The sequence below is a fragment of the Schlesneria sphaerica genome, from assembly GCF_044336245.1.
GTDB classification, from domain to species: domain Bacteria; phylum Planctomycetota; class Planctomycetia; order Planctomycetales; family Planctomycetaceae; genus Schlesneria; species Schlesneria sphaerica.
The window spans coordinates 2,463,311-2,488,667 of record NZ_CP172346.1; the positions used below are offsets into that span (position 1 = coordinate 2,463,311).

The window sequence follows — 25,357 nt, forward strand, 5'->3', positions numbered from 1 at the left end:
TCGTGGTCCTGCGAGAAGCGACGGTTATCATCGAATGGCAGATCGTCGAATGATACCGAGAGGAGTGGTAGAATTCGAAACGAACTGGCTTCACCGGCCCGATGGAGACCGATCCTTACCGGGACCGCTTGCGCTCCCCTCGAATCACTTCGAGCAGCAAATGATCACCCCTGTGCGGGCGGAAACAGAACCAGGCACACGATGCAAGCGTTGAGAGAGCGCGAGGAAGTTGACGAATGGCTACTGTCGATGGGCAACGCAAGAACGAGGTGGTCGTTCGCATGAAGGATTTCCAGTGTGCGGGTGGCGACCTGCACGGTGAGACACCACTCTTTGCTGCTGGTCTTCAGTTCGCCCGGAAGACATCAGGCCAAGTGGCAAGAGCGTTTCTTGATTCGCTCCCCGACGAGTGGAAAGCCGGGCACCTCGTCATCGATTCGACGCTCGTCTGGCTCCCCTCCGGATTTCGACAGGGGCAGATGCTCTGGTGCCATGAACCGTTTCCTGGAAGAACGGATGGCGTACCAGGAGAGTCGAACCTTAATCGCAATGCAGAGCATATTGCATGCTGCTTCGGTAAAACTCACATTGAGTTTCTGGAGGGAGCTGTTGCAGCGGCAGAATGCGACAGTGGACCGCTGGGAATGGATGAGATCCGACTTCGGCATACGCGACTTGAAGCAGCGATCGGTGATCAGCGGCTGACAATCCATCAGGTCCCGGCCAACACGATGTACCGCTACCGCTGGGGTTCATTTCATCGGCACGCCGTGGCAAAGACGAGCGGTTTTCATTTCTGGATCCGCGCCACGCGTGGCGATAATCGTCCCCTTGTCAATGGCATCCGCAACGCGACGAACTTGTGAGAGGTGCTATGATTTTTCAGTCTCGATTTGAAACCATTGCGTTGGCTCCGGAGGTGCCACAGCAAATCATCGCTGAAGAACGCAATCTTTATCAGGCCTCTCGTGAAACCGCGTTGCGGCTCGGCGGCCCTGCGACGAAATCTTTCGTCGAACTGTTGCCCCAATCGTGGCGCGACGATCCGCATTTGACGATTCGATCCAAGCTCGCCTGGCTTCGCAAAGGCTGGTACCCCCTGCATCAATTGCTAGGCTGGCATTCCGATATGGTTCCCGGTCGTCCCGATGGGAGTGGCCCCGATTATCAGAATTGCGATCAACGTGTTCGCAAACTGGAAACGATCATTTGCGTCTTTGGCGATGTCTCACTGACGGAATACGTGACGGGCCGGGTCGACCTGCCCGACTATCCGACAGGCCATCCGCAGCAAGTCCTCTATAATCTGGCAATCGAACGAATGATCGCGGAGGGTGAGATTGTTCGCAGCCAATTGCGGCCGGGCGAACTCGTCAAAATGGGATTCGGCTCGTTTCATCGGGACGCGCCCGCACATGCTGAAGGTTGGCGCTTGATGCTGCGAGCAGTACGCCGTCCGGAAGAACCAGAGTCCGTCGACGAGAACCTGTGGATGCAGATGAATAACTACTATCGCCCCGAGCAGGCACAAGAGGTCATGGCGTACCAGCCGTATGCACCACCGAAAGCCTATTGATGTTTACCCCTTTTCGTACTCGCGTGATTTGAGCAGAGTATCCCCGCGTGCAATTGGGCTAGGTCGCCATCGAAACGGGCCGAAATTCCAAACTCAGCACGTCCACCCCCTGTCGATTTCAGAATCGAGCCCCGGGATCTCTCACGAGATTCGTTCCCGCTCCTGAAACATAAATCGAAGGAACGCCTGAGCCATCACGGCTGACGATTGCCTCGACATCGTAGACTTCGGCCATCATTTCAGCGGTCAGAACCTCGGCAGGAGTCCCCATCGCATAGACCGCCCCCTCTTTAAGTACAGCTATCGAGTCTGCATAGCGGGCCGCCAGATTCAGGTCGTGCATGGAAATGACGGTCACCAGGTTTCGCGATTTCGTGATCTGGCGGATCAGGGAACTAACTTCGAATTGCCGACGCAGATCGAGATTTGATGTGGGTTCATCAAGCAGCAGGATCGCAGGCTTACGAATCAAGGCTTGTGCGATGGCGACCAGCTGCGCCTGCCCACCACTCAATTTGCCGATGACCCGATCGGCGAGAGGGGCCAGCGCCATTTCCTCCAGCAGTGAGTAGACGGACCGGGCATCTGACGAGGAAACCCGCCAACCAAGATTGTGTAAGAGCCCCAGAAGGACCGTTTCGAATACAGTGAGTTCGCCGCGGGAGAAACCTGTCTGTGGCAGATAGCCAACGGCTTGGGAAATCTCTCGACGTGACATCTCACGAATGAGCCGGCCATTCAGTGATACCTGCCCTGCAGGAGTGAGGACATCGCACAGGCATTTGAGAAGTGTCGATTTTCCGGCGGCATTGGGGCCGACGAGCGCCGTGATCCCCGGTTCAAATGAGAGACTTACCTGATTAAGCACGCGCCGAGCCCCGTATCCAAACGAGACGTTGTCCGTCCGCAACGTCATGGGCGAGTTCTCCGCGTCCAGATTGCCATTGCGGCAAAAAATGGAGAACCGATGGCCGCAGTCACAATCCCAATCGGGAACACTGTTCCCGGGACGAGCGTCTTGCAGAGCACTGAAGCAATCGAAACAAGGAGTGCTCCTAATCCTGCCGAAAGAAAAATAAAAAAACGCTGGTCTTCACCTATCAACATCCGAGCGAGATGAGGGGCAACCAGACCGACAAACCCGATTGAACCGGTAAAGGAAACGGCCGTTGCTGTCAAAACCGAGACGACAAGGATCGTTTGCAGCTTCAATTTTCCAACGTCGACACCCAGGCTTAGGGCGTATTCATCACCCAGTTGTAGAGCGGTCAGCTGCCAGACCTTTGATTGTATTACCGCAAACGTTCCGCAAAGTACGATTGCCAGGACACCCACTTTTTGCCAGTTCGCCCCCTGCAGGCTTCCGAATGTCCAGAAAATGATGGCATTGAGCGCATCATTGGTGGCGGTGTATTGAACCAATGCCAGTCCGGAGCTGAATAGAAAATGCAACGCAACTCCGACCAGGATCAGCGTTTCAGACCCACTAGTCTGAGTACGCCCAATGGCAAACAACACCAATGAGCATCCGAGGGCAGAAACGAATGCTCCACCAGGGATTGCAACCGAAGAAGTCATTCCGATTCCCCCAGACCCGAAAACAATGACCAGGGCAGCCCCAAATGCGGCTGCCGCAGAAACACCAAGGGTATAGGGGCTGGCCAAACGGTTGTTGAGCACCGACTGCATCTGCCCACCCGCCAGCCCCAAAGCAGCTCCCACGGCGATTCCCATGAGGGCTGTTGGAAGACGAAATGACCACACGATGATTCGTTGTGATCTGCTTACCGAACTCGGTTGAAAAATCGTCCCTGCGACTTCTCCTGGCGATAGTGCGGCAGGTCCTGTCAAAAGATCTACTACAAGCGAGCCCGTGATCAGTAGAAGCATCAAGACCAGAATCAATAGCCGGCGTAATCCTCGATGGCGACGCGCACCGCTGAAGTGGCTGGTTGAGGAATCACAAGACATCAATCCCCCTTCAATTCGACCATCCATGTTCCGCTGAAGTCGATCGGCATGTACTTTTCATGAAATTCCTGCAACCGCTGGCGTGGATTGAGATCCTGGAATTCCAATGGATAAAGCCACTGGGCAAGTTGCTGCACTGCGACAAAACTCATGATGTGACTGCCCAGTCGGGTATTCAGTCCAAAGACGCGGCCGTCCCTTACCGCGTTCAACTCGGACCAGCCGGGACGCGACTGATAGGCACGAAGATTAATCCGAGCCTTCTCCGCATCGGCGGCATAGCCCAGATGCAGGCTTTCCGGGAACGCTTCCCAGCAGGCACCGGTGATTACAACGACGTCGGGATTGCGACTCAGTAAATACTCCGGTTGTATGACTCCCATGCCGTAAGGTCCGGAAACGTCCTCACCCACATTCTGGCACCGGATTTGAGCGAGAATGCTTCCCCAATTCATCCGTTTCTTTTGAGGGCTGCAGCCAAAGGTGTTGCCGTATTTCCCCGCGCCAAAATTCCCCGCCTCGACATAGATTGAGGGTATTGCCTCTTCCAGACGCGACATTCGATCCTGGACGATATTGATCTCACGGTCGACCCATTCGACGATTTCTCGAGCCCGTTGCTGCTTACCAAACACCTCGCCAAGTAAGATTAAACTCTTTTGAGGATCGCTGAACGGATCGTCGGAACTCAGGTACAGAACAGGAACCCCCGCCTGTTCGACTTGATCAAGACACTCGGTCTGGCCCATCATATAAGTCCCACCAATCACAAGATCGGGTTGGAGGGCCAGGATCCCTTCAGCGCTGACACTTTTCTTGAGCGTGTCACCGAGCATCGGAATCTCCGCGAGACCGGGGAATCGGTCAACGAACTTATCATAGGCATCGCGGTCGCTGGTCTTGAGAGACGAGTCCCACCCAGCGAGCTTCTCAGGCGTTTCGTCCCCCAAAAGTACGGCGACATCATACAATCCCATTCCCCGCATCAGGACAAAGCGACTTACCTGCGACGGAATTTCGACTTCTCGTCCTGCGAGGTCAGTCACCCGCTTCGATCGCCCCGTGATGGATATGGGCTGGGTCGGGGAGACCAAAGGGGTAGACGCGAATGGTGGAGCAGACAGCCGAACCAGCCACCAGACTGCGACGCCAATGCCGCTGAGAGATATCAATAAACTCGTGAACAGCCTGGTCCGCATCGTTGGCATGGCACCTTCGAAGAATGGTCAACTCAATCGAGTGAAATTTCGTCCAACAGATTCTCTTCCGCGGAGATAGAGGCCTTCAACTTGGACCGTTTCGGGTCCGAATACCTGTGTTTCAGTCGATCGGGCGGATCTTCCGGCACGGCACTTTGGGATGTGCTGATGGTCGGATCGGGCCACTCGACCGTGATGAAATACTCCCCTTCTGGAGCGCCGTCGCCGGTGCTGTAAGAGGTCAATTCGAAAAGACCGTCTTCATTAACGACTCCCGTTGGAATCACAGGAGGTTTTGTGTCTTCCTGCGGGACGGTAGGGAACAGGCGAACAATCGCCCCCACTGCAGGCTCTCCTTGAACGGTGACATAACCCTCGGTGCGATAGGTTGGTAGCCAATCCTTGCCTGGTTTCTGATGGCTGCATCCAGGGAGAACGATAGATGCGACGATGAGGAATGCGGGACAAAATTTATCCATGGGATCTTTCGAAACCGAGGTGCGAAGCTCTCTTTGATCTGAGGCTCCACCTTAGAACTCGCCGACGACGACGGCATCGCTTTTGCCAATTAATGCGCGAAAAGTCGATTTATCCAGGTTCGCGCTCAAGAAGCGAACGGAGCCATCCGCGAGCGGAGCTTGCATCCCGCCGGTATGAAACGAATAAGCTCCACCCCAGTCGTTGGAGCAATTGATGACACAGGGACCCGATCCATAGGACGTCCCTTGGGCATTCCAGGCGCGGACCCGATCGTTTTGAGTGGAAGCCCACCAACCGCTGTAATGCTTTTGAACGACAGCAGGATAAGTGGAACTGGTGGGTGCCTTGGTTACGCCCCCTTGTGAAACCAGGATGGTCGGAAACCCCGCTCGCTCTACTAAAAGTATCGTGTTTGAAAGTCCATCAGTGATATCTTGAAACCGAGCCCCGGCACGGGTCAGGTCAAGCGTGCCAGCGCTATTGGGATTGCAGAACGCCCCGAAGACTTCCGTCGGCGTGAAAGCTGAGTCCTGAAAGCTCCGAGGAATCAGGTAGTCACTCGGAGCCGCGGTGAAGTCCGGGTTGACCACGGCAGAGGCAATCGGAAGCTGGACTTCAATGATACCTTGAATCTTTCCGCTACGGGGCGTCGTGGGGCAAACGAATGCGGGCAAGGTCGTAGAGATGACCATCTGATTAGCCGCATCTGATACGCCATTCGGCGCATTCTGATTGAACAGATTGAACAGAGGTGCCTGATCCAATTGAGGCAACAATGAGATGCTCCAGCTCATGTCCCAGTGGATCGGGGTGCGGGCCGCAAAGGTGATTCCGATATCAGGAAGCGGAAGCATGCCGAAGTTGTCCGCATAATTGTGGAAAGCGAGCGCCAACTGCTTCAGATTGTTCTTACATTGCGTGCGACGGGCCGCCTCGCGCGCTTGTTGTACGGCTGGCAGAAGCAGGGCGATCAGGACGGCAATAATTGCGATAACGACCAAAAGTTCAATTAACGTGAATCCCCGCGTCTTCTTCATGTCGTAAAAATCTCTTTCCTGTTTCGTTTCATCAAAGTTCAATTCGAGTCGCCCGTTCTTCGGAGAAATTCTGATCTCAATCTTGCAACGGGGATTTGTGGAGAGCGATCGAGGCATTGGCCGAATCGATTTTCTAAAGCAAACTGTGTGCCAGACCGTTGGGCAGTAGCGCCAGCCGACACATCAACACGGGACGGTGAATCTGACACCAGAACCCATCGCCAAATCAGGCAATTCCGTTTTAGCAATTCCTGATTGAGGCGCGTGGCGAACGGTGGTGATTTCATCAGCACATTGGGGAAATTTTCACTAGGCCGCACCTCAGATCCAGAAGGTGCATTTCGCACCGGAGCAATCAGTGATTTCTGGTCGTTCGTCAGTCCCTCATATCGATCACTCCTGATGTCGGCTCACAGGAACCGCATCCGAACAGACGCATTTGGGCCACCATTCCATCTGACAGCGTTCGTACTGGAAACGGAGATCGGGTCAACCTCACCGCGCAAAACAGGACCACGCAACACAAGTTTATCAGGTGGACTGCTCGCAGCAGGGACAGGATCCATACTGTGACGAACGCAACCCGGCGTATCGGCGTGAGCTGCCTGCGGAGAAATGGGACCGTCGCTCCGGAAATTGCGAAGTCTTGCTGGTCTTGAATGACTTCGCGTGACGGTCTCGGGTTTCAACAGGCTTTCAGGGCTTGATTGCCGACGCAATCATTTCGTGCATTCCAAGTCCGATATAGATTGCTACCAATAGACTCATCCCCAGACAAATACTTCCCGGAAGCCGGGTCCGTTTGATCTGCCACCACATGACAAGTCCCGAGACCGCCCAGAAGATCATGATCAGCGCTGTCGCATCTGCCATGATCACCCACAGCCATCGAACACTCCCGTCTCCTGGCAAATAGCCATGCGTCATATGGAGTCGCAGTAGAAACATGCGAAACGAGATACCCGGCGATTCCGAAGTATCGATGCCCGAGACGGCACCGGAATTGGGATCGTAGGTCACATCCCAGGTTTTCTCATCGTCTGACATCTTGAACTTCACCGTACTGGCACGAATATTACTTGCCTTGGTGTGGTCCAGCTTTAGCCGGCGGAGCACCTCCGGTAGCCCAGACTCCATGGCCTCATGCACCGAGGTTTTAAGCAGCATTCCCTGAGAAGTCGCGAACGGCGCTCCTTTCTCTGCTTCAGGTCGTCGATTGCGTTCCGGCAATTGGGGTTGAGAAACCGGACCAGTCTCTCCTGCGGGCACGGTTTGGTTTTTCCCGTCCTTTTCATCATCTGGTCCCCGGGACGATTCACTTCCTCCCACTTTTTCAACTGGGGTCTCTCGCCGTCGCTGCGTGGTACGCTCTCCTTCGGCCTCTTGTGCATTTGCCGCCCCGGCCGGAGCGACACGAATCACCCCAGTGCCGTTTGGAAAGAGCTGAACTGTGTAGCGGTCTCCTCCAGCTCCATTCAAAACCGCGCCAAAAGCACCCCGCGTGAAATTCACGGAACCAGGATTCACAAGTTTGTAACGAGACCCAACTTTAGCATTGATCCCACTGACAACCTCTTCTGCAATGTCGACGGCTTTGGGTAACGAAGCGACAGGGGTACCTCGTGTATGACTCTGACGAACATGAATCACCGGCTGTTCCGGCCAGAACGTCGAGTGATTAAACAGGAAGCCCGTCACGCCAAACAGGATGACCCACGGGATCAGTAAGAGCCCCGCGTAAAGATGTCCACGGCGGATCAGATGGAGCATTGATTTCGAGATCCAACTTCGCCTGCGGTGCGCTCCCGCAGCGGACGTTTGGCCCGATTTTCTGGCCCTCATTAATTCCAGCGGCGATTGCAGGGGGGAAATCGAGTTACGGGTATTCGAACCGGGATCCCCCATGTTGATTGGCTCGATGTGAGGCGAGAGATTGGAAACATGGCGGGCTGGGGCGGGGTTAGGGGGCATCGTGACGCCGACGATAAAAGAACAATCCTCTCTTTGCAAATGAGAACGTGAGAGGATTTTCGCCGTGTCCAAGTCACTGGAAACAAGCAAAACTTTTCCCTGGCGATGACGGCGTTGGGGATTGATTTCGGCGGGGCAACCGCAAACGGCTCGCCGAGCGATCAGACCATCTCCCACTCGAATGAGCAAAGCAGAATTACACGCTGCTGCGTGGCGTTAGCGTTCCAACACCTTCTTGGCAGTGACGCGTGCAAGTTTGACCCCATGAGTCACGATGAAATTTTGGCAAGCGTTGCGGAGTATTGCAGAACTTAGCGACTCCTCCCTTAAAAGTATTTTTGAATTCAGATTGGTTTCAGATTCACGTTTGTTCGGGACTGGGCACGGTCGCGGATTTGTGTCGCAGCGCCTCTGGTCCGTCCAGCGAAGTAAATCAGGAGCGGCGAACGGGCGGCCCATCCAGTCATTGGAGAAAATGGCTTAATTGCCGATCAGATTGTCGAAATCAGGTTTAAAAGTTCGATTGTGCCAGTGGTGGCTTTGTAAAGCTGAAGCTCTTGCAGGACGACGCGAGGCCTCGTGCCCAAGGTACGAAAAATGAGGCCCGTGCGGTTGTACACACGGGCCTCATGCAATTGTCACGTGGGCATCCCGATCACACTTGCGTGGTTACTTGGGCAGGCGGTCCATGCGGACGGGTGGCAGGTCTCCCTGCAGGGCGATCATATAGGCGACCAGGTCTTCCTTTTCCTGAGCGGTCAGGTTCAGCTTTTTCATCTTGTCGCTCAGGTAAGGATTAGGATGGCCCCCTTTGTCGTACCATTCGACGACCTCTTCCAGCGTGTTCAGGCTGCCGTCGTGCATGAATGGGCCGGTCTGAGCAACGTTTCGAACCGTTGGGGTCTTGAAGGCGCCACGATCCTTATCTTCTTTGGTGACATCATAGCGGCCCAGATCGGGATCTTTCTTATCCATACCGATGCCGATGTTGTGGAACTTCTCGTCGGTGAAGTTAGCCCCCGCGTGGCAGGCAGTGCAGTTCGCCTTACCAAAGAACAGCTCGCGACCCCGTTTGGCTGACTGGGAGATCGGATGAGCGTTACTGGCTCGTTTGAGCTTCCAGTAAAGGTCATAGGATTCACGGTCGTCTTCCTTGAAGGCCTTCATGTCTTTCAGATCGTCTTTGAACGTCTTTTCAAAGTTGAGCAGGGGCTCGTAGTAGTCGGCGGGCGACGTTCCGGTCACCAGTGCCCGTTCAAATGCAGCGATCGCTTTGGCTGCGGCATCGATCGTGACTCCTTCCCCGGGGAAGATCTTTTCGAACTGCAACCGGTAGCCTTCGATCCCCTTCAAACCGGTCGTCGCGGCTTCGTGCGTATGTCCCATTTCGATCGGGTTGGCGATTGGCCCCTTAGCCTGCTCTTCCAGCGAATCGGCGCGGCCGTCCCAGAACTGAAGGGTGCTCAGAATGCGGTTGTAAGCGATGGGGGAATTGCGTCCGCCGACCTGTCCGCCGATCCCTTCGCCGAAGGTCGTATTACGGCCGTACGCATCTTCTGGATGATGGCAACTGGCACAACTGATCGTGGTGTCGGCCGAGAGTCGCGTATCAAAGAAGAGCTGTCGTCCCAGCTCAATTTTGGCCCGCGTCATCGGGTTATTCTTGGGGATCGAAATATTGTTCGCCCCCAGCGACAACCCTTCCGGCAATTCCACTTGCAGCGGGACATGGTTCGCGGGGTTATTGAGCCATCGCTTGATCTGTTCGATGGTCAATTCTCCCTGTCCCGGAATCCCTGCTGTCAGATCGGGTGATCCCAGCAGGACTTTGGGGGAGGTGTTTTCCTGCGCCGTCACGACGGGCACGGAAGACAGAAAGATGGCTAGACACGTTGCGAATCTCATTCTGGGTCTCCTTGAAGATCCCCGAAGGCCCGCTTCCAAACGGAAACGCGTTCGTGGGGAATGACTCAAATATCCTAGAAGAGTAGGCGTGATCCCCAAATAATCCAAGCGGAATGCCTCAATTAATCGCTCGCTCAAGCGGTACGGGCGGGTCCCCCGGGCCGTGATCCCGCGCCGCTTTGATCAGTCTGACAACACGTGAGGAATTTGTGAGATTTCCATCGACCCGGCCGTTCATGGGCACGGCGATGAAGCGGTTTCTGGTATCATTGAAATGCCTGCGCAACGATGACTACCATCGACCTGAACCAGCACCCGAGTCACGAATGTGAGAAACCACGTATGAAGCTTTCAACCTGGCTCAGCCTTCTCGTTGTCTTCGGTGTCACCGCGTCCGCCGCCGTCGCGGGCGAAATCTTCACACTGGCCGGCAGTGGTCAGGAGGGCTATTCCGGTGATGGTGGCCCGGCGACGAAAGCCAATCTCAATCAGCCGTTCGGACTGGAGATCGGCCCGGACGGAGCCCTCTATTTCTGCGAGTTTTCCAATCACATTGTCCGGCGGCTCGATTTAGAGAAGAAGACACTCTCCACGGTTGCCGGAACAGCAGGCAAGCCGGGCTACGGTGGGGACGGCGCCGCAGCCACGTCGGCCTTGCTGCACGAACCTCATGAGTTGCGGTTTGATGCGGAAGGCAACTTTTACATCTCGGACACAAACTCGCAGGCGATTCGCAAAGTGGCCACGAAGTCGGGCCTGATCAGCACCATCGCCGGGACGGGAGTCGCGGGCTTTGCCGGTGACGGCGGTCCTGCTGTGAAGGCTCAGTTGAACTTGCCGATCGCCGTAGTTCTCGATGGTGAGTCGGGTGCGTTCATCTGCGACATCAAAAATCATCGGGTCCGACGAATCGATTTCAGCACGGGGATCATCTCGACATTCGCGGGGACAGGTGAGCGTACCGCCACCAGGGACGGGGGATTGCTGGCGGAATCAGCCTTAAACGGTCCCCGGTCGATCGCCGTCGCCAGCAATGGTGATCTGTATGTGATCCTGCGGGAGGGCAACTCCGTTTACCGCATCGACCGCGCCAAGGGAATCATGCACCATGTCGCGGGGACAGGCAAACAGGGATTCTCAGGAGACGGCGGTGACGCTCGAAAAGCTCAGCTTGCCGGCCCTAAAGGAATTGCCATCGATCACGACGGCAATCTGTTACTGTGCGATACAGAAAATCACGCGGTCCGAATCATCCACAAGGAATCGGGGAAGATCGATACGCTGATCGGAACAGGTAAACCGGGGGACGGCCCCGACGGCGATCCGCTCAAATGCCAGCTTCACCGTCCCCATGGAGTTTTCGTCGCACGTGATGGTGCGATCTACGTTGGGGACAGCAGTAATCATAAGGTGAGAAAGCTCGTCCGGTAGTGCGGGGAATGAACCGCCACTCACATGGTCAGACTGAAGATTCGAGGATCCTTGTTTGTCTGGTCGCATTCGATTCGCCGAGCCTCTGTATTGCCTGCTACTGATCCTCACCCCCGCTGCGCCCGTTCTTGCCCTCGAAGAAGCTCTTGAGGTCGTTACTCGCCCCAGCCACTCTGCCGAACTGATCGCCCCGTTGACAGGCGAATTCGGCAGCGGACTGACTCGACTGTCGCAAACGATCCGTGGCACACGAATTGATCTTCCCCGCCAGCCGCGCGTCAGCCGGTCACACCGCTTTCTGTACCAGTTCACACTGATCAGCGGGGATCGATTCCTGGGCGAGTTGCTTGCTAGGGACGAGCACGCTACGAAGGTGCGGCTGCAGACTCGACAAATCGTTGAAGTTCCCTCCTCTGCCATCACACAGATCGCCAACCCGCCCGGCGAAGCGGATCTGCTTTACGACGGGTTTGAACACGACTCATCCGCCCCGACGGAAACTGGTGAGAGACGGATACTGGATCCTCACCGTGCCGCCGACGGGACGTCGTCGCTGCGTCTGGACCCGTCAGCAACGGGATACTCGATTCCGCTCGATCCACCGATCCTGTCCGGCCGCGTGGAGTTCTCATTTTTTGCCCAAGTGCATGATCCGAGCCAGAGTGCGGGAGAGTGGCGGCTCGTCTGGAACCGTGACGCCCCCGACGCCGAATCGATGATTGTCCGCGTGGGAGCTGACCATTCCGTGTCGATCGCGGGAATCGCGATTTCACCTGCACCCCCGCGGCTGAAGATTGGACCTGGCTGGCACACCTTCCTGATGCGTGCTCAAGGGGGCCGCGTCGAGTTTCTGATCGATGATTCCACGCTCGCGACAGTCAGGGGACCTGCGACCCCACTGGCATCAATCGACTTCCGACCTGCAAATCCAGACTCCGGCAACGGTCTCTGGATTGATGAACTGCACGTCCGCAGATACGTCGAGACAAGCCAGCCACTTGCGGGATCAATCGACGCCGGTCTGCGTGACAAGCTCGTCACCATCACGGGAGATGAACTGTTCGGTCAGATCACCCACCTTTCGCCTCCCAGCGTTCAACTGATAGCGCTGGGTCAGTCCCGATCAATCCCGCTCTCGCGACTGGTTTCCTTGAACTGGCATCAACCCGATCGCGCAGTCAACCAGCGAACCATTCCGGCAACAGGTGTCTCTGCCCTCATTCAACTGCAGCCGTTTGTCGACCGTCCCGACTGCCTGCCCGAGCGTCTGACCGCCACGATTTGTGATATCGACGCCAGGCAACTTCGGGTCAGGCATCAGCTGATGGGAGACATGACGTTTCGATGGTCGGAAGTCCTTCGAGTGACCCCACGTTTCTTCGGGCAGTCGGTTCTGGTCGACGCACGACGGTTTCATCTGGGAAATTCCATTCGCTCCGATTTTCATCGTCAATTACCGGACGGAACCGAAGTTTCGGGCGAGGTCGTGCTCAATGACGTTCCCGCCGGGGAGGCGTTCTTCACAATCGACGTCGCCGAACTCGAGGCGTCAGGTCCGAAAGCCCCGCCCGGCAGCCCGTTTCTTCCCGAACTTCGCCGCGGTCAACTGATCACCGAAGTTCTGATCAACGGGCACAGCATCGGGGATCTGAATTCGCAGGTCCGTTTCAAGGCAAGTGCCGCAAATCCGGATCGAGTCCGGCTCCCCATTCCCGACAGCCTGCTAAAGCCCGGCCGGAATACGTTCCAATTGAAGCAGCATTCTCTGGAGAAGCGGACCACCGAATTCGACGACTGCGAAGTCGGCAACATCCAACTGGAATTTGAATCAACTTTCCTGGCGCCGACAGCGCGGTGAAACAAAACGCCGAATGAGTGTCCATTCGATGCACGCGCATCCGGCAGAGCGGGGCTCTTAGAGTTTACCTCTAAGCCGAGAGGTGGCCCCGCGTTCAGGGATTCACCCGGTACCTCACACGCCCCCGCGTTGTTCCCGTTCGCCGAGAGATCAGGGTTGAAAACTGGTCTGTTCGATTTCGTCTTCGATCTCATCCATCGAAGAAGGGGTCAGCTTCAGCCGTTCGATGACCGCCTTGGAGGTCAGTTTTCGCAGGTTCGAGTCACCCGGCTGCCGGTTAGTGCACCATTCGAGATGCTCTGACGCTTCGACGACGCGATCGGAATTCATCAGGTCCAGGCCGAGCATGTAGTGAATCGAGTACGAATGAGGCAACCGTTCCACGGCCAGCTTCAATACATTCACCGCCTCGTCGCGATCCCCCAGTTCAATGCAGGCGTTTCTGACCGAGATCATGGTGGTTTCCAGTTCCTCATCGGACGTGAGGGATTCTGCCCGGACGAGTCCTTCTTCGATGTATCTCCGCTGGACCCGTTCAGCCTCTTCGTCGCGCCCCACTTTCTTGTAGGCTTGTCCGATGAGCTCCAGTGCTTTCCAGTCAGGCTGAAATTCGGTTTCAAAGAATTCCACGTCCATCTGACCGGCCAGGATGTTCGCGATCCGTTCCTGCATGCGGCGGCTGCCAGCGAACGCGGGACGCCAGTACTCGAGAGCTCGGTCCATGTCCCCTTCCTGCAGTTCCGAAGCACCAACCAGATACATCGTATCGGGGTCCCGGGGCCGCAGTTTCAGCGACTGGCTGAGGCAGCGTTCCAGAAAGTCCGCATCATCCAGGCGATCCAGAAAATTGAGGTCGGCCAGCAGGATGTACGACTTCGACCGTAAAGGACTGTTGGTCAATGACCGGTTGAGAGAGCGTTTGGCCAGCCTAAGGAACTTGAGATTGGTCCCGACGGAGCGACTGAGCCACTCGCTGGAGGCTTCCGCGGAAGGGAATTCCGATGCTTTCACAGCGTCACGCAGCATCCCCACCGACATGGTGTTCTCGGCCTTCTGCTGTCGCAGATCGAAGAGCTGCATGTAGGCAAAGCAGGCCGTTTCCTGCAGTTTGGCATCGTGCGGATTCACGCGCGCGGCCAGCACAATTTCTTTGAGGCGCTGCTGTGTTTCCGCCTCGAATTCTTCGTCTGTCAGATCGTTGTCTTCAGACGTCTCCAATCGCGGTCCGTGCGTGCGATACATCGCGGCCTGCAGCGAAGGATACTTGAGATCAAACATCCAGACGGCGACAGCGCCGACGACACACATCCCCATCGCCGAAACCAGGCGTGGAAGTCGGAACGTATAGGCCCGAGCCCCCGCGCTTTGCCGCGCGATACGGTACAGCCGGGCAACGCAAGCCAGTTGCACAGCCAGCATGATCATGCACGACGGGGTGTACCAGAAGAAGTCGCAGGCCGCATGCGCGACGTTGGCTATCAGACTCGCCAGGATGGCCGCGGCGGCGGAACTCGCTTTCTGATCCCTGTTCCAAAGTGCCCCCAGGCACCACCAGAAGCAGGTCGCGATGACCAGTCCCGTCACGACCAGTCCGGCGATCCCCGACTCAGACGCAATCTGAAGATAACCGCACTCTGCATGCGAGTACTCATAGCCATCTTCCCCTTCGTTCTGGATATGCAATTGATAGGCATCGCTATGTGTCCCCACACCGGTTCCCAGGACGGGAAATTCCTGCGCGACACGAATATTTGCCTGCCAGATCTCGGTACGTCCGCTGTCCTGTTCAAGACGATTTGCCAAAACCGCCTCGTACTTACTCATCGAGAACAGGGTGCTCGCGCCGACTCCGACCAGAATGAGTGCAAAACCAAACTTCGCCGAGGCCAGCCCTGTGCGACAGAGCACGATGATTGCGACGAGTGTCGTCAGCGCCACAGCGGCCAGTCCCCCACGGGACAAAGTCAGCAGCACGGTGAGGACAATCCCCCCCAGCGCACAGAGCAGCAGCGTCACGCATAGACCGTGCATCCCGTCTGGCATGCCGGTGCTGTTCGCCCGATCCTCTTTCTGCTGTTGCAGGCGCCGAAGGACCCACCAGATCAGCGGAGCGGTTCCGAGAGCCAGAAACTGGGAAAGATGGTTTCGATTCGTGAAACAACCCAGCGGATAGGTCATCGTCGACATGAAGGGATGTTCATAGACCCAGAAGAACTTCCCGTTGCTCAGCAGAAACTGGACCTGGGCGAAGCACATCATCGCCACCGCCGCCAGCGCACAGCGGCAGAGCGTCTGTTCGACGTCATCCACGGTTCGAATTCGCTGGAAGGCGATGAGAAACAGCAGCGCATAGGACACGAACGTGGCGATTCCCGATGTCGTTTCCCAGGGTGCCAGGGACAACTGATTCCAGGCACTCGGGAAGATGCCGGCTGTTTCGGGATCAAACCAGAACGGCAGGACTTCTTTGATCTGCGGGGAAATGGCGAGCAGATATTCTGTCGGCAGCGGCACGATCTGGGCCACCCCGACCAGGATCCCGGCGATCCACAGCCATTCACTGCCGCTCCACGAATACCGTGGTTCTGAGGTCGTCAGCAGATGCATGATCCAGCAGAATGTCGTGACGGAAGCGCCAATGACCAGGGCCAGTTGACCGCTGGGGAGACGCCCTGCCATTCCAATCGAGACCGCGATGAGGGTCCCCCACAGACAGATGTCTGTCGCTGTCACCAGAAAGGGCTGGTTCGCTTTGGTGGAAGAAATGCCAAAGTCCGAAATCGGATTATTGTGCCGCGTAGAGCGTCTTCGGCGGGAACTTTGCGGGATAGCTTTGTGCGACATGGCAATGCACGCTCGGCGTAGTAATCTGACTCCGTGACTCACGCGAAACGAGCCGTAGAATCGCAGCAACCCCTCTTTCTGCAAATACCAATTCGACCTGACGGAAACCCGTGCCAAGAAAGGGGGTTCCAATTCGGAAGGAATCGGCGCCCAGCAGCCGAAATTGCCGGTCTGTCGCCGATCCCGCCCGGCCAAGGTCGCGAAATCCGCACAGCCGACGCCGCGCAATTGCCAAAGACGAACGCAAGCGTCTGGCAGCGCATGCGTCGAGGGTTTTATGGAGACGAGTACCGAACGAATTATTCCTGGACAGGAATACTGATGACGAGTGCGGCGAAACGGGGAGTTTTCCCGGGGTCCGTCGCCATTCCTGTATGACATCCCACACATCCGGCGGAAAGAGGAATCATCCCCGCCCGACGGTAGTAGCCATCTTCCACAGCACCGAACTCCGTCTTACCCGAAGCGATGGCGGCAGCGGCGTTTCGTTCAAAGTCGGTGCTGGGCTCGTGATCGACACTCATCGGCTTCGTATTGACGGAGATCCACCGCGCAGTGGAATGCGTCTGCTGTGCGACATCGGCAAAAACGTCCTCCATCGCCCGCGCCGGAAGCACCGATTTGTTCACGCGGAAATAGTGATGGTGCATCGTGTCCAGCGTGGCGGCATAGATGTGATGCATCAGCTCCGATCGCTCCTTCGCAGCTTCAACGGTAAAGCGAACGGTTGGTTCGGGTTTCCGTTTGGCCCCCCCCTTCTTCCCCTGCGGATCGTCCCCTGCTGGTGACTTCACACCACTGAGTAATACGACTGCCGCACAAATCACGACGATACATACGAGCGTTCGGCTGGTCATCCTGGATTCCTCAGCAACAGGTTAGGTGGGCGTGGTTCACATCGCAGATTGTCGGGAAAATCGTAATCTGTGAGGGAACTGGAAAACACGTGCAAACAGGTGTCTGGCAGGCTGAATTGAGGGGCTTTTGCTCTGAGACAAACTCAGAAAGCCCCGGGGAGGTTTGCATTTTGCCAATGCGGCGGGAAAGAGCTGAGCCGCCCGTGCGGCTCAGCGGAAATTTCCTGGTTCAGATCGACGTTGTCAGTGATTCCTCGATCCTTCTTCGGCTTGAAGCCTTATTTTGCATTCCGGATCAGAGGAAGAGAAGTCAAGTTGATCAGGTCGGCTGGGCGTTCAGAGCTTCACTCCGCATCAGGTCGATGGACTCAAAGACGGTGTCGAGTTCCTCTTTGAACAGATCACCGATCAGCAGGTCTGTCACCGCCCCTCGCAGATGAGGGAACCGGCGAACGAACCGGCCGAAACTGAATCCGTCGTAGTACTCGCACACCAGTCGCCGCATGCGATTCATTCCGCGGACATAATCGGCTTCCCATTTCCCGAGCTGGGCACGGGAGGTATCTCCCTTCGCCAGACCTTCGACAATGCTGTCGGCCGCGAGTTCCCCTGACTTCAGTGCCAGCAGGACTCCGGACGAATACAGGGGATCGAGGAAGCCGAAGGCGTCACCCACCAGCACCCAGCCGTCCCCCGAGGCACGGCTCGAGCGGTACGTATAGTCCTTCGTCGCATAGTAACGGGACGCTCGTCGTCCGACCGAAACACGTTCTTTGACACTGGGGCAACGGTCCAGTTCCTCAAGGTACGTCTGCTCGTGGTCCCCCCGGTTTTTGAAGAGGTAATCGAAATCCCCCACAACACCGACGCTGACACGATTATCGTGCTGCGGGATGTACCAGAACCACCCTTGTTTGTCGTGCGTCTGAAGTACCAGCGTGGCCCCTTCGTCACGACCGGTGTCCCGGTAGGCTCCTTCAAAGTAAGTCCAGATGGCTCCCTTGTTGAGCTGCGGGTCCGAGACCCGCAGTCCGAACCGGTTGATAATCATCGAACTCTGGCCGCTCGCATCGACCACGACATCCGCCAGGATTTTTCGCGTCCCCTGCTCTCGCGTCGTGACTTCAATCCCAACGGCCCGTTCCCCCTCGAACAGCACGTCCCGGACACGCGCCCCCTGATGAACCTTTACGCCCTGCTCTTGAGCGTTCATGAGCATCATCTCATCAAACTCGCTACGAAGCACCTGCCAGGTTGCCGAACATTCGTGCGGTTTGTTGTCGTGAAAGTAGAACGGAGTCGAACTTCGTCCGCTGGCGTTTACGAACTGAACACTGTGCTTCTTGACGAAATGGCTCCGCTTCATCTTGTCGAGCATCTTCAGTCGCTCAAGCACCCAGTACGTCTCGGGAATCAATGATTCGCCAATGTGAAACCGGGGAAATACCTCGCGTTCGAACAGTTCGACATTGATCCCCTGTTGGGCCAGGAGTGTCGCCACCGTCGATCCGGCAGGACCACCACCAATGACGACAACTTGAGGACCCTGATTCTCGGTCATTTAAACGCTCCTGTTTGCTCAGCCGTGCGAGGGTTTGGTGCAGTAGTGGCCCGCTGCGGGGATCCGGGGAGCCTGACGGACAGGACTTCGGCTTCCCGAAACCGACATTACTCGTTCAAACAACCTTTGTCGAGACGTATATAAGACTTTTTTGATCAGAGATTGGAATTCAGGAGAATTCGCAGCAAAACAGTCAGATCGCTCGAATGCAGTTCCCCCCTGCTAACATGGCCTCAAAACGGGCCAAGGGGGATATACTGGCCGGGAGTGACTCCCCGACTCATCTTCGTCACCTGCATGCCGGCCCCGGGTCACGTGGCGAAGATGTGTTCATCAAGGGAGAACCAGCCCTTGTTTCCGCACCGGGTGTCCTTTCGATTCCTTTACCACAAGGCGAAAAAATGATGATGAGCGACCGCGAGAGCGCTGCACGTGTCGGTAGACGAGCCTTTTTTCATCACGGTGTGCTTTGCCTGGCCGCCGCCTCCGTACTCGATCCCCACTCTCTCTTCGCGGAACCCAATGAAAAATCGCTGAAAGTGGGCCTGATTACAGACCTGCACTACGCAGATAAACCTGCGGCGGGGACTCGTCACTATCGCGACACCCTGAAGAAACTGACCGATGCGGCGACCGAGTTTGAGCAGCAGACAGCGAACTTTGTCGTCGAACTGGGTGACTTCATCGACGCCGCGGATACCGTGGAAACAGAGCTGCGATACCTCAACACGATCGATCGCGAGTTCTCGGCAATTTCCCGGGATCGCCACTATGTCCTGGGAAATCACTGCGTCGATACGCTGACCAAGAACGAGTTTCTGGAGGCCGTCGGTCAATCAAAGTCTTATTACTCATTCGACCGGGGGGACTTTCATTTCGTCGTGCTCGACGCGTGTTTCCGCAGTGACGGCCAACCGTATGGACGAAAAAATTCCCAGTGGACGGACGCCAACATCCCTCCGGCCGAGGTGGAATGGCTTCGAGCGGACCTCAAGGGGACTCAGAAAAAGACGGTCGTCTTCGCCCATCAGCGTCTGGATGTGAGTAACGATCACGGGGTGAAAAACGGCCCGGAAGTTCGTCAGGTGCTGGAGCAGTCCGGCAAGGTGCTGGCAGTCTTCCAGGGACATAGCCATCAGAACGATCTCCGCGAGATCGGCGGCATTCACTACTGCACTCTGGTTGCGATGGTGGAGGGCGCCGGTACCGAAAACAATGGTTATTCCGTCATGGACCTGGATCCTGACGGAACGATTCGGCTGAAGGGTTTTCGCCAGCAGAAAGGGTACACCTGGCCTCGAGAGACCGTCCACGGTTCCTAGGCCGACGCCGCGCGAACCGAATGCGTCGTGCATTGAACCCTTTGAGGGACAGCCCAACGGCGTCGGGAACGGGGCACGTCCGGTGATCAGAAGCAGCCCTTCCGGCAAGAACATGGCACGGAGTTTTTCTGCCCATGGGCGTTGCGAACCGTACCTGCTTCAACGAGATTTTGATAAAAGCGTGCATCACGCCTGATCGATACAGAGATTTTATTGCAGGAGCCAATCTTGTCCGTCAAACCTTGGGGCGGTGCCTTCGACGAACAGACCGACCCGCGCGTCGAGAAATTCACCGAATCCATTTCCTTTGATCATCGACTTGCCGCCGTCGATATTCGGGGTTCGCAGGCGCACGCTCGCATGCTGGCCAAAGTCGGACTGCTCACTGCGGACGAATGCCGTCAGATTGTCGAAACCCTGGACCAGATCGGGGGCGAAATCGCCCGGGGCGAGATGGTCTGGAAGACGGAACTCGAAGACATCCATATGCACATCGAGTCGGCCCTGATTCAGCGGATCGGCGATGTGGGCCGCAAACTGCACACCGCTCGCAGTCGAAATGATCAGGTCTCGACGGATCTCAAGCTGTACGTGCGCGATTCCCTGACAACCCTCGACGGATTGCTCGAAGAACTGCAAAAGGCCTTTGTCGAGCGATGTGAAGCCGATGCGGACGTCGTCCTGCCGGGATTCACGCACCTGCAGCGTGCTCAACCCGTCATGGCGTCTCACTACTGGCTGGCCTACTGCGAAAAGTTTCAGCGCGATCGCGAGCGAATTGCTGACTGCCTGAAACGAGTCAACGTCCTGCCACTGGGCGCTGCCGCCCTTGCCGGTACATCCCTTCCCATCGATCGCGACGAATCGGCAAAGCTGCTTGGCTTCACGGGTGCCGCAGCGACGGACACCGGGTCGATTGCCGTTGCCGCGAACAGCCTCGACGTCTCGAGCGACCGGGATTATCTCGCCGAATCGATTTTCGACCTGTCACTGATTGCCGTTCACCTGAGTGGCTGGGCCGAAGAATGGATCCTGTGGTGCACGACGGAATTCGGCTTCCTTAAACTGCCTGACGCCTACACGACCGGTTCATCGATCATGCCGCAGAAGCGGAATCCCGATGTGCTGGAGTTGATTCGTGGCAAGTCCGCTCGCGTGATCGCCGATGTCACCCAAATTCTGACGCTTCTGAAGGGGCTCCCCCTGGCCTACAACCGCGATCTCCAGGAAGACAAGCTCGCCTTCTTCGATGCACTCGACACCGTCCAGGCCTGTCTGGAACTGGCACCGAACATCGTCCGACGAGCCCGCCTGCAGGTCGAAACCATCAACGCGCGGCTTGAGGAAGGATTCCTGGATGCCACCACGCTGATGGAATATCTCATCGGACGGGGCGTTCCCATGCGAACCGGTCACGAAGTCGTGGGGAAACTGGTCCGGCTGTGTGAGTCGAAGAAGTGTAAGCTCGCCGACCTGCCCCTCGCCGAACTGCAGCAGGCCTGCGACAAGATCGAAGCAGGTGTCTCAGACTACATCGGCGTTCAGAACGTCGTCGCTCGCCTTTCCAGCCATGGCAGCGGCGGTCGAGCCGCAGTGCAAACGCAAGTCGCCGCCTGGCGAGAACGACTCAAAGGATAGTCTGGAAGACCTGCTCACCAGATGGTTTCGCTCGACACGAGTCCGTATGCTCGACGGGATGTCATCGGTAATGCCGGTGACATCCCGTCGTCGTTTCCGGAACCCCATCGGTCGATACCCCTTGCGGACGAGTCCCGCAGCTGGGAAGCGTTCGCCGCCCCGGCCCCGACTTGCGGTATCACCCGCATTCCGTTCGGTGTGGCGCTGACTGACCCGTTCGCTTACTGCGGTTGCGGAAACGTCGCATCCTTGCGAGACAGGAACTTGGGGGGCGGGGGTGAATCGCTGGAATCCAGGGCCAGTGGCTGCTGTTCGTCCTCGGAAAGCTGCAGGCTGGCGGGCATGTTGTCCGGCTGATCGTTCACCCGGCGGATATCGGCTCCCACCTGATTCAGCTTGTTCTCGAGACGTTCATAGCCCCGATCGAGATGATAAACCCGTCGAATCACGGATTCTCCGTCTGCTGCGAGTGCCGCAAGCAGAAGGGCGGCGCTCGCCCGCAAGTCAGACGCCATCACGCAGGCACCGGTGAGATTCGGAGTTCCGCTGACAATCGAGCTGGCCCCTTCACGGCGCACGTTCGCCCCCATTCGCATCAGTTCAGGAATGTGCATGAACCGGTCGGGAAAGACCTTGTCCGTAACAATGCTGATTCCTTCTGCCAGCGAGAGCAGGGCCGTGAACTGAGCCTGGACGTCCGTAGGGATGCCGGGATAGGGAAGCGCTGTGATATCGAGCGGCCGCAGTCTCTCGGGGGCGGTGACAATCGCCGTTCTGTCATGCGTCTCGACCATGACCCCGATTGTGCGGAGTGCATCAATGACGGCCGCGAGATGGGTCGGATCGAGGTTTTCGATCTGCAATCGGCCCCCGGAAATGGCCCCTGCGATCAGTAGCGTGGCAGCTTCAATTCGATCCGGGATCACCGTGTGTTCCACCGCCGAGAGGTGAGAGACCCCCTCGATGCGTAAGAACGGAGTTCCAAGCCCTTCGATTTTTGCCCCCATGGCATTCAGGTACCGTCCCAGATCGACAACTTCCGGTTCACATGCGGCGGCAGAAATGGTTGTCGTTCCGTGAGCAAAAACTGCAGCGCACATGACGTTACACGTGCCGGTGACCGTGCTGCCGAACGAGCCCCCCAGATAGATATCGGCACCAGTCAGCTTGTCAGCCCGAGCGAAGACATATCCGCGGTCGATCGTGATCTGGGCCCCCAGCGCCCGCAGCCCCTTCAGATGAAGATCAATCGGCCTGTGCCCGATGTTGCACCCTCCCGGCAGCGAGACGCAGGCACGACCTCGCCGACCGAGCAGCGGTCCCAGGACACAGACACTGGCACGCATTCGCCTGACAAGTTCATAGTCCGCCAGACAACGCTGCTCGTCACAGACAGTCAGGGCTAACGCCCCGTCAGGGCGACGATCGACCGACATCCCCAGCGAACGGAGCACACTTGAGAGGGTAGTGACGTCAACCAGATCGGGAACACCGTGCAGAACGGAAGTCCCTTCGGCGACCAGGGCAGCAGCCATGATCGGCAGAGCGGCGTTTTTCGCTCCACTCACCCGAACGCGACCACGCAGGGGGCGACCTCCACGCACGACAAGCATGTCCATCCCTGGACCTCCCTCAAGTAACCTGCATCCGTTTCGGCCTGTTGAAACAGCGTCAACTGTTTGCGGCAGCACGAAGCGATGCGACCCGGCCTTCCTGGCTGACAAGCCCCTGTATGCTACCAGAGAAAGTCCCGCCCGGAAGTCTCGACAATCCCGATCCACAACTTTTCATCTTCATTCACGTACCGTACAGTGGACTGTGTGTGAAAGACAAAGGATGCTGAGATTTCCCTGATCGGGAGACCACCCGCATCAGCTGATGCGTGATTCCGGCCGGCTGACCGGTGTCGTGACTGATTTGCGAGTAGGAAAGGGCCTGCCTTGGCTGAAAAGAAACCGGATTTCGACGAATTTCTGGAGCGGTTTCGGAAACATCGCGAATTGATGATCGAAGAATTACACAAGGTCATCGTCGGCCAGGATGCCGTGATTGAGCAGATTCTCGCGGCCATTTTCACGGGGGGGCATTGCCTGCTGGTGGGTGTCCCCGGTCTGGCGAAGACACTGACCGTCTCGACGATTGCTCAAATTCTGGATGTCCAGTTCAAGCGGATCCAGTTCACTCCCGACCTGATGCCCTCCGACATCACCGGCACCAATGTGCTCGACGAAAACGATGCGGGACGCCGCGAGTTTCGTTTTGTCGAAGGCCCGGTCTTCACCAACGTGCTGCTGGCGGACGAAATCAACCGTACGCCCCCCAAGACCCAGGCGGCCCTCCTGCAGGCGATGCAGGAAAAGGAAGTCACAGTCGGCCAGACGACGTACCGCCTTCCCGAACCCTTCTTCGTTATTGCAACACAAAACCCGATCGAGCAGGAAGGAACGTATCCTCTCCCGGAAGCACAGCTCGACCGTTTCATGTTTAACGTGAAAGTCGACTACCCGAATCTGGCGGAAGAAGAGCAGATTCTGCATGCCGCGAACTCGACCGAACGTCAGGAAGTTCGCAAAGTCCTGTCCGCGAAATCGATTCTGTACCTGCAGAAACAGATCCACGCGATCGAAATCGGCCCCCTGACTGTCAATTATGTGGCTCGTCTGGTCCGGGCCACACGGCCGCTCGATGAAAGCGCTCCCAAGTTCGTTCGCGAGCTGGTCGACTGGGGAGCCGGTCCCCGCGCCGGACAGTTCCTCATTTCCGGCGGCAAAGCGCTGGCCGCGATGGACGGACGCCCGAGTGTGTCCATCGACGACATCCGCCGGGTCGCGATTCCAGTGCTCCGTCATCGCCTGGCCACGAATTTTCAGGCTCAGGCGGAAGGAATGACGCCGGAATCGGTGGTCGCCCGGCTGCTGGACGAAGTTCCGGAACCGAAAATCCCGAAGTACGTGTGACCTCACGCCGCATCCCTGCCTGTCACCAGATAGCTACAGGCGGAACCACATCGACCGGAGGCAGCGTTGTACTGAAGGCAGGCGACACCGAAAAACGCGAAGGCGAAATGCCGGGGTGAACGTCACGCAGCATGATTTTGCAAGTGAGTTTACCCGTTGTAGCCGATAATCCCTCGCCGAGGGTGCGTCCACACTTTCCGAAATCAGGATGTGCTGCTATCTTCTCGGGCTCGAATAATCCGGCCATTGCCGGCACATTGGCATTAGTCCCATAAGGGGTTCGACATGAAACAAGTGAAGTTGACGACGAAGCAGAAACGAGATCGTCGCTGGAAGATCAAGCGACGCAAGATCCGTAAGCAGAAGTACGGTAAGTAATTGTGACGCCGCGAACTGGCAGGGAGAGCCACTCATTCCGCCAGTTTGTCAGGCCTTCGATTTCTTCCGTTGAAACGAGATCTCGGACAAGCTTCCACAGAACGCAGGCTGCTTTCGGGTGCCGCGTTGTGTACGAGGCTGTTCTGGTATAATATTTGGCCACTTTCGGCCGGAACCGAACAGAAATTCTGGTGCGGTTTCTCGAACCAAAATGACAACGTGCGGCATTGTTCGCCGTCTCAACACAAAGGAAGCAAAAATGGCGAAGAATACTCGCAAGGTCAACAAGGCCAACCACGGTTCACGTCCTGCCAGCTCGAAGGCCCGCAAAGCCCGCCGACGCAAGCTGGGTGTGTGATCACACTGAGGTAG

At 56.9% G+C, this 25,357-nt stretch carries 19 protein-coding genes; 8 read left to right on the top strand and 11 right to left on the bottom strand.

Annotated elements, in window-relative coordinates; genetic code table 11:
- The first annotated feature begins 236 nt into the window (after nt 1–236).
- Both ACGY09_RS09045 and ACGY09_RS09050 read left to right on the top strand, forming a co-directional pair.
- A complete protein-coding gene (locus ACGY09_RS09045) occupies nt 237–866 on the top strand; it encodes a hypothetical protein (RefSeq protein ID WP_397571290.1) in 630 nt (209 codons plus the stop codon).
- Nucleotides 867–874: 8 nt separating this feature from the next.
- Nucleotides 875–1,576 carry a hypothetical protein gene (locus tag ACGY09_RS09050; RefSeq protein WP_397571291.1) on the top strand — a complete coding sequence of 234 codons (702 nt, stop codon included), beginning with the start codon at nt 875–877 and terminating at the stop codon, nt 1,574–1,576.
- Nucleotides 1,577–1,694: 118 nt separating this feature from the next.
- Here the strand turns inward: ACGY09_RS09050 and ACGY09_RS09055 are convergent, their stop codons facing one another.
- The 7 genes from ACGY09_RS09055 to ACGY09_RS09085 all read right to left on the bottom strand — a co-directional run bounded on the left by ACGY09_RS09055 (nt 1,695) and on the right by ACGY09_RS09085 (nt 10,139).
- A complete protein-coding gene (locus ACGY09_RS09055; protein WP_397571292.1) occupies nt 1,695–2,492 on the bottom strand; it encodes an ABC transporter ATP-binding protein in 798 nt (265 codons plus the stop codon).
- The gene (locus tag ACGY09_RS09060) at nt 2,489–3,574 is read right to left on the bottom strand and encodes a FecCD family ABC transporter permease (RefSeq protein ID WP_397571293.1); all 1,086 of its coding nucleotides are present in this window, start codon (nt 3,572–3,574) and stop codon (nt 2,489–2,491) included. Before ACGY09_RS09060 ends, ACGY09_RS09055 begins: the two co-directional genes overlap by 4 nt.
- The gene (locus tag ACGY09_RS09065; RefSeq protein ID WP_397571294.1) at nt 3,547–4,593 is read right to left on the bottom strand and encodes an ABC transporter substrate-binding protein; all 1,047 of its coding nucleotides are present in this window, start codon (nt 4,591–4,593) and stop codon (nt 3,547–3,549) included. Before ACGY09_RS09065 ends, ACGY09_RS09060 begins: the two co-directional genes overlap by 28 nt.
- Nucleotides 4,594–4,778: 185 nt before the next feature.
- Entirely contained in the window at nt 4,779–5,225 is a 447-nt protein-coding gene (locus ACGY09_RS09070) for a carboxypeptidase regulatory-like domain-containing protein (protein WP_397571295.1), read from the bottom strand.
- 51 nt (nt 5,226–5,276) lie between these two features.
- Nucleotides 5,277–6,263, bottom strand: a complete 987-nt coding sequence (locus ACGY09_RS09075) for a DUF1559 domain-containing protein (RefSeq protein ID WP_373650608.1) — start codon at nt 6,261–6,263, stop codon at nt 5,277–5,279.
- A 696-nt stretch (nt 6,264–6,959) separates the two neighbouring features.
- Nucleotides 6,960–8,033 carry a PepSY domain-containing protein gene (locus tag ACGY09_RS09080; protein WP_397571296.1) on the bottom strand — a complete coding sequence of 358 codons (1,074 nt, stop codon included), beginning with the start codon at nt 8,031–8,033 and terminating at the stop codon, nt 6,960–6,962.
- A gap of 870 nt (nt 8,034–8,903) precedes the next feature.
- Complete coding sequence (locus tag ACGY09_RS09085; protein ID WP_397571297.1) at nt 8,904–10,139, bottom strand: cytochrome-c peroxidase; 1,236 nt, start codon at nt 10,137–10,139, stop codon at nt 8,904–8,906.
- A gap of 342 nt (nt 10,140–10,481) precedes the next feature.
- On the opposite strand from ACGY09_RS09085, the gene ACGY09_RS09090 reads away from it, so the two are divergent.
- Entirely contained in the window at nt 10,482–11,570 is a 1,089-nt protein-coding gene (locus ACGY09_RS09090) for a hypothetical protein (RefSeq protein WP_397571298.1), read from the top strand.
- 55 nt (nt 11,571–11,625) lie between these two features.
- Entirely contained in the window at nt 11,626–13,428 is a 1,803-nt protein-coding gene (locus tag ACGY09_RS09095; protein ID WP_397571299.1) for a hypothetical protein, read from the top strand.
- 150 nt (nt 13,429–13,578) lie between these two features.
- Here ACGY09_RS09095 and ACGY09_RS09100 read toward each other — a convergent pair whose 3' ends face one another.
- The 3 genes from ACGY09_RS09100 to ACGY09_RS09110 form a co-directional block, all read right to left on the bottom strand.
- Complete coding sequence (locus ACGY09_RS09100) at nt 13,579–16,272, bottom strand: O-antigen ligase family protein (RefSeq protein ID WP_397571300.1); 2,694 nt, start codon at nt 16,270–16,272, stop codon at nt 13,579–13,581.
- Between the two features lie 299 nt (nt 16,273–16,571).
- On the bottom strand, nt 16,572–17,129 hold the full coding sequence (locus tag ACGY09_RS09105; protein ID WP_373650602.1) for a hypothetical protein: 558 nt from the start codon (nt 17,127–17,129) through the stop codon (nt 16,572–16,574).
- Between the two features lie 319 nt (nt 17,130–17,448).
- Nucleotides 17,449–18,690, bottom strand: a complete 1,242-nt coding sequence (locus ACGY09_RS09110; protein ID WP_373650601.1) for an NAD(P)/FAD-dependent oxidoreductase — start codon at nt 18,688–18,690, stop codon at nt 17,449–17,451.
- Between the two features lie 407 nt (nt 18,691–19,097).
- Here ACGY09_RS09110 and ACGY09_RS09115 point away from each other — a divergent pair, with 407 nt between their 5' ends.
- On the top strand, nt 19,098–20,012 hold the full coding sequence (locus ACGY09_RS09115; RefSeq protein WP_397571864.1) for a metallophosphoesterase family protein: 915 nt from the start codon (nt 19,098–19,100) through the stop codon (nt 20,010–20,012).
- Nucleotides 20,013–20,240: 228 nt separating this feature from the next.
- Nucleotides 20,241–21,650 (top strand): argininosuccinate lyase, encoded by a 1,410-nt coding sequence (gene argH / locus ACGY09_RS09120; RefSeq protein WP_397571301.1) that lies wholly within the window; start codon nt 20,241–20,243, stop codon nt 21,648–21,650.
- A 221-nt stretch (nt 21,651–21,871) separates the two neighbouring features.
- On the opposite strand, the gene murA is transcribed toward argH, so the two are convergent.
- Entirely contained in the window at nt 21,872–23,269 is a 1,398-nt protein-coding gene (gene murA / locus ACGY09_RS09125) for a UDP-N-acetylglucosamine 1-carboxyvinyltransferase (RefSeq protein ID WP_397571302.1), read from the bottom strand.
- A gap of 321 nt (nt 23,270–23,590) precedes the next feature.
- Between murA and ACGY09_RS09130 the strand changes: the two genes are divergently transcribed.
- Entirely contained in the window at nt 23,591–24,607 is a 1,017-nt protein-coding gene (locus ACGY09_RS09130) for an AAA family ATPase (RefSeq protein WP_397571303.1), read from the top strand.
- Nucleotides 24,608–25,244: 637 nt separating this feature from the next.
- A complete protein-coding gene (locus ACGY09_RS09135; protein WP_373650597.1) occupies nt 25,245–25,343 on the top strand; it encodes a 50S ribosomal protein bL37 in 99 nt (32 codons plus the stop codon).
- Nucleotides 25,344–25,357: the final 14 nt, after the last annotated feature.

Coding starts and splice junctions, on each gene's coding strand:
- ACGY09_RS09045 (WP_397571290.1), top strand. CDS start 237: ATGGCTACTGTCGATGGGCAACGCAAGAACGAGGTGGTCGTTCGCATG.
- ACGY09_RS09050 (WP_397571291.1), top strand. CDS start 875: ATGATTTTTCAGTCTCGATTTGAAACCATTGCGTTGGCTCCGGAGGTG.
- ACGY09_RS09055 (WP_397571292.1), bottom strand. CDS start 2,492: ATGACGTTGCGGACGGACAACGTCTCGTTTGGATACGGGGCTCGGCGC.
- ACGY09_RS09060 (WP_397571293.1), bottom strand. CDS start 3,574: ATGGATGGTCGAATTGAAGGGGGATTGATGTCTTGTGATTCCTCAACC.
- ACGY09_RS09070 (WP_397571295.1), bottom strand. CDS start 5,225: ATGGATAAATTTTGTCCCGCATTCCTCATCGTCGCATCTATCGTTCTC.
- ACGY09_RS09075 (WP_373650608.1), bottom strand. CDS start 6,263: ATGAAGAAGACGCGGGGATTCACGTTAATTGAACTTTTGGTCGTTATC.
- ACGY09_RS09080 (WP_397571296.1), bottom strand. CDS start 8,033: ATGCTCCATCTGATCCGCCGTGGACATCTTTACGCGGGGCTCTTACTG.
- ACGY09_RS09085 (WP_397571297.1), bottom strand. CDS start 10,139: ATGAGATTCGCAACGTGTCTAGCCATCTTTCTGTCTTCCGTGCCCGTC.
- ACGY09_RS09090 (WP_397571298.1), top strand. CDS start 10,482: ATGAAGCTTTCAACCTGGCTCAGCCTTCTCGTTGTCTTCGGTGTCACC.
- ACGY09_RS09100 (WP_397571300.1), bottom strand. CDS start 16,272: ATGTCGCACAAAGCTATCCCGCAAAGTTCCCGCCGAAGACGCTCTACG.
- ACGY09_RS09105 (WP_373650602.1), bottom strand. CDS start 17,129: ATGACCAGCCGAACGCTCGTATGTATCGTCGTGATTTGTGCGGCAGTC.
- ACGY09_RS09110 (WP_373650601.1), bottom strand. CDS start 18,690: ATGACCGAGAATCAGGGTCCTCAAGTTGTCGTCATTGGTGGTGGTCCT.
- ACGY09_RS09115 (WP_397571864.1), top strand. CDS start 19,098: ATGAGCGACCGCGAGAGCGCTGCACGTGTCGGTAGACGAGCCTTTTTT.
- murA (WP_397571302.1), bottom strand. CDS start 23,269: ATGGACATGCTTGTCGTGCGTGGAGGTCGCCCCCTGCGTGGTCGCGTT.
- ACGY09_RS09135 (WP_373650597.1), top strand. CDS start 25,245: ATGGCGAAGAATACTCGCAAGGTCAACAAGGCCAACCACGGTTCACGT.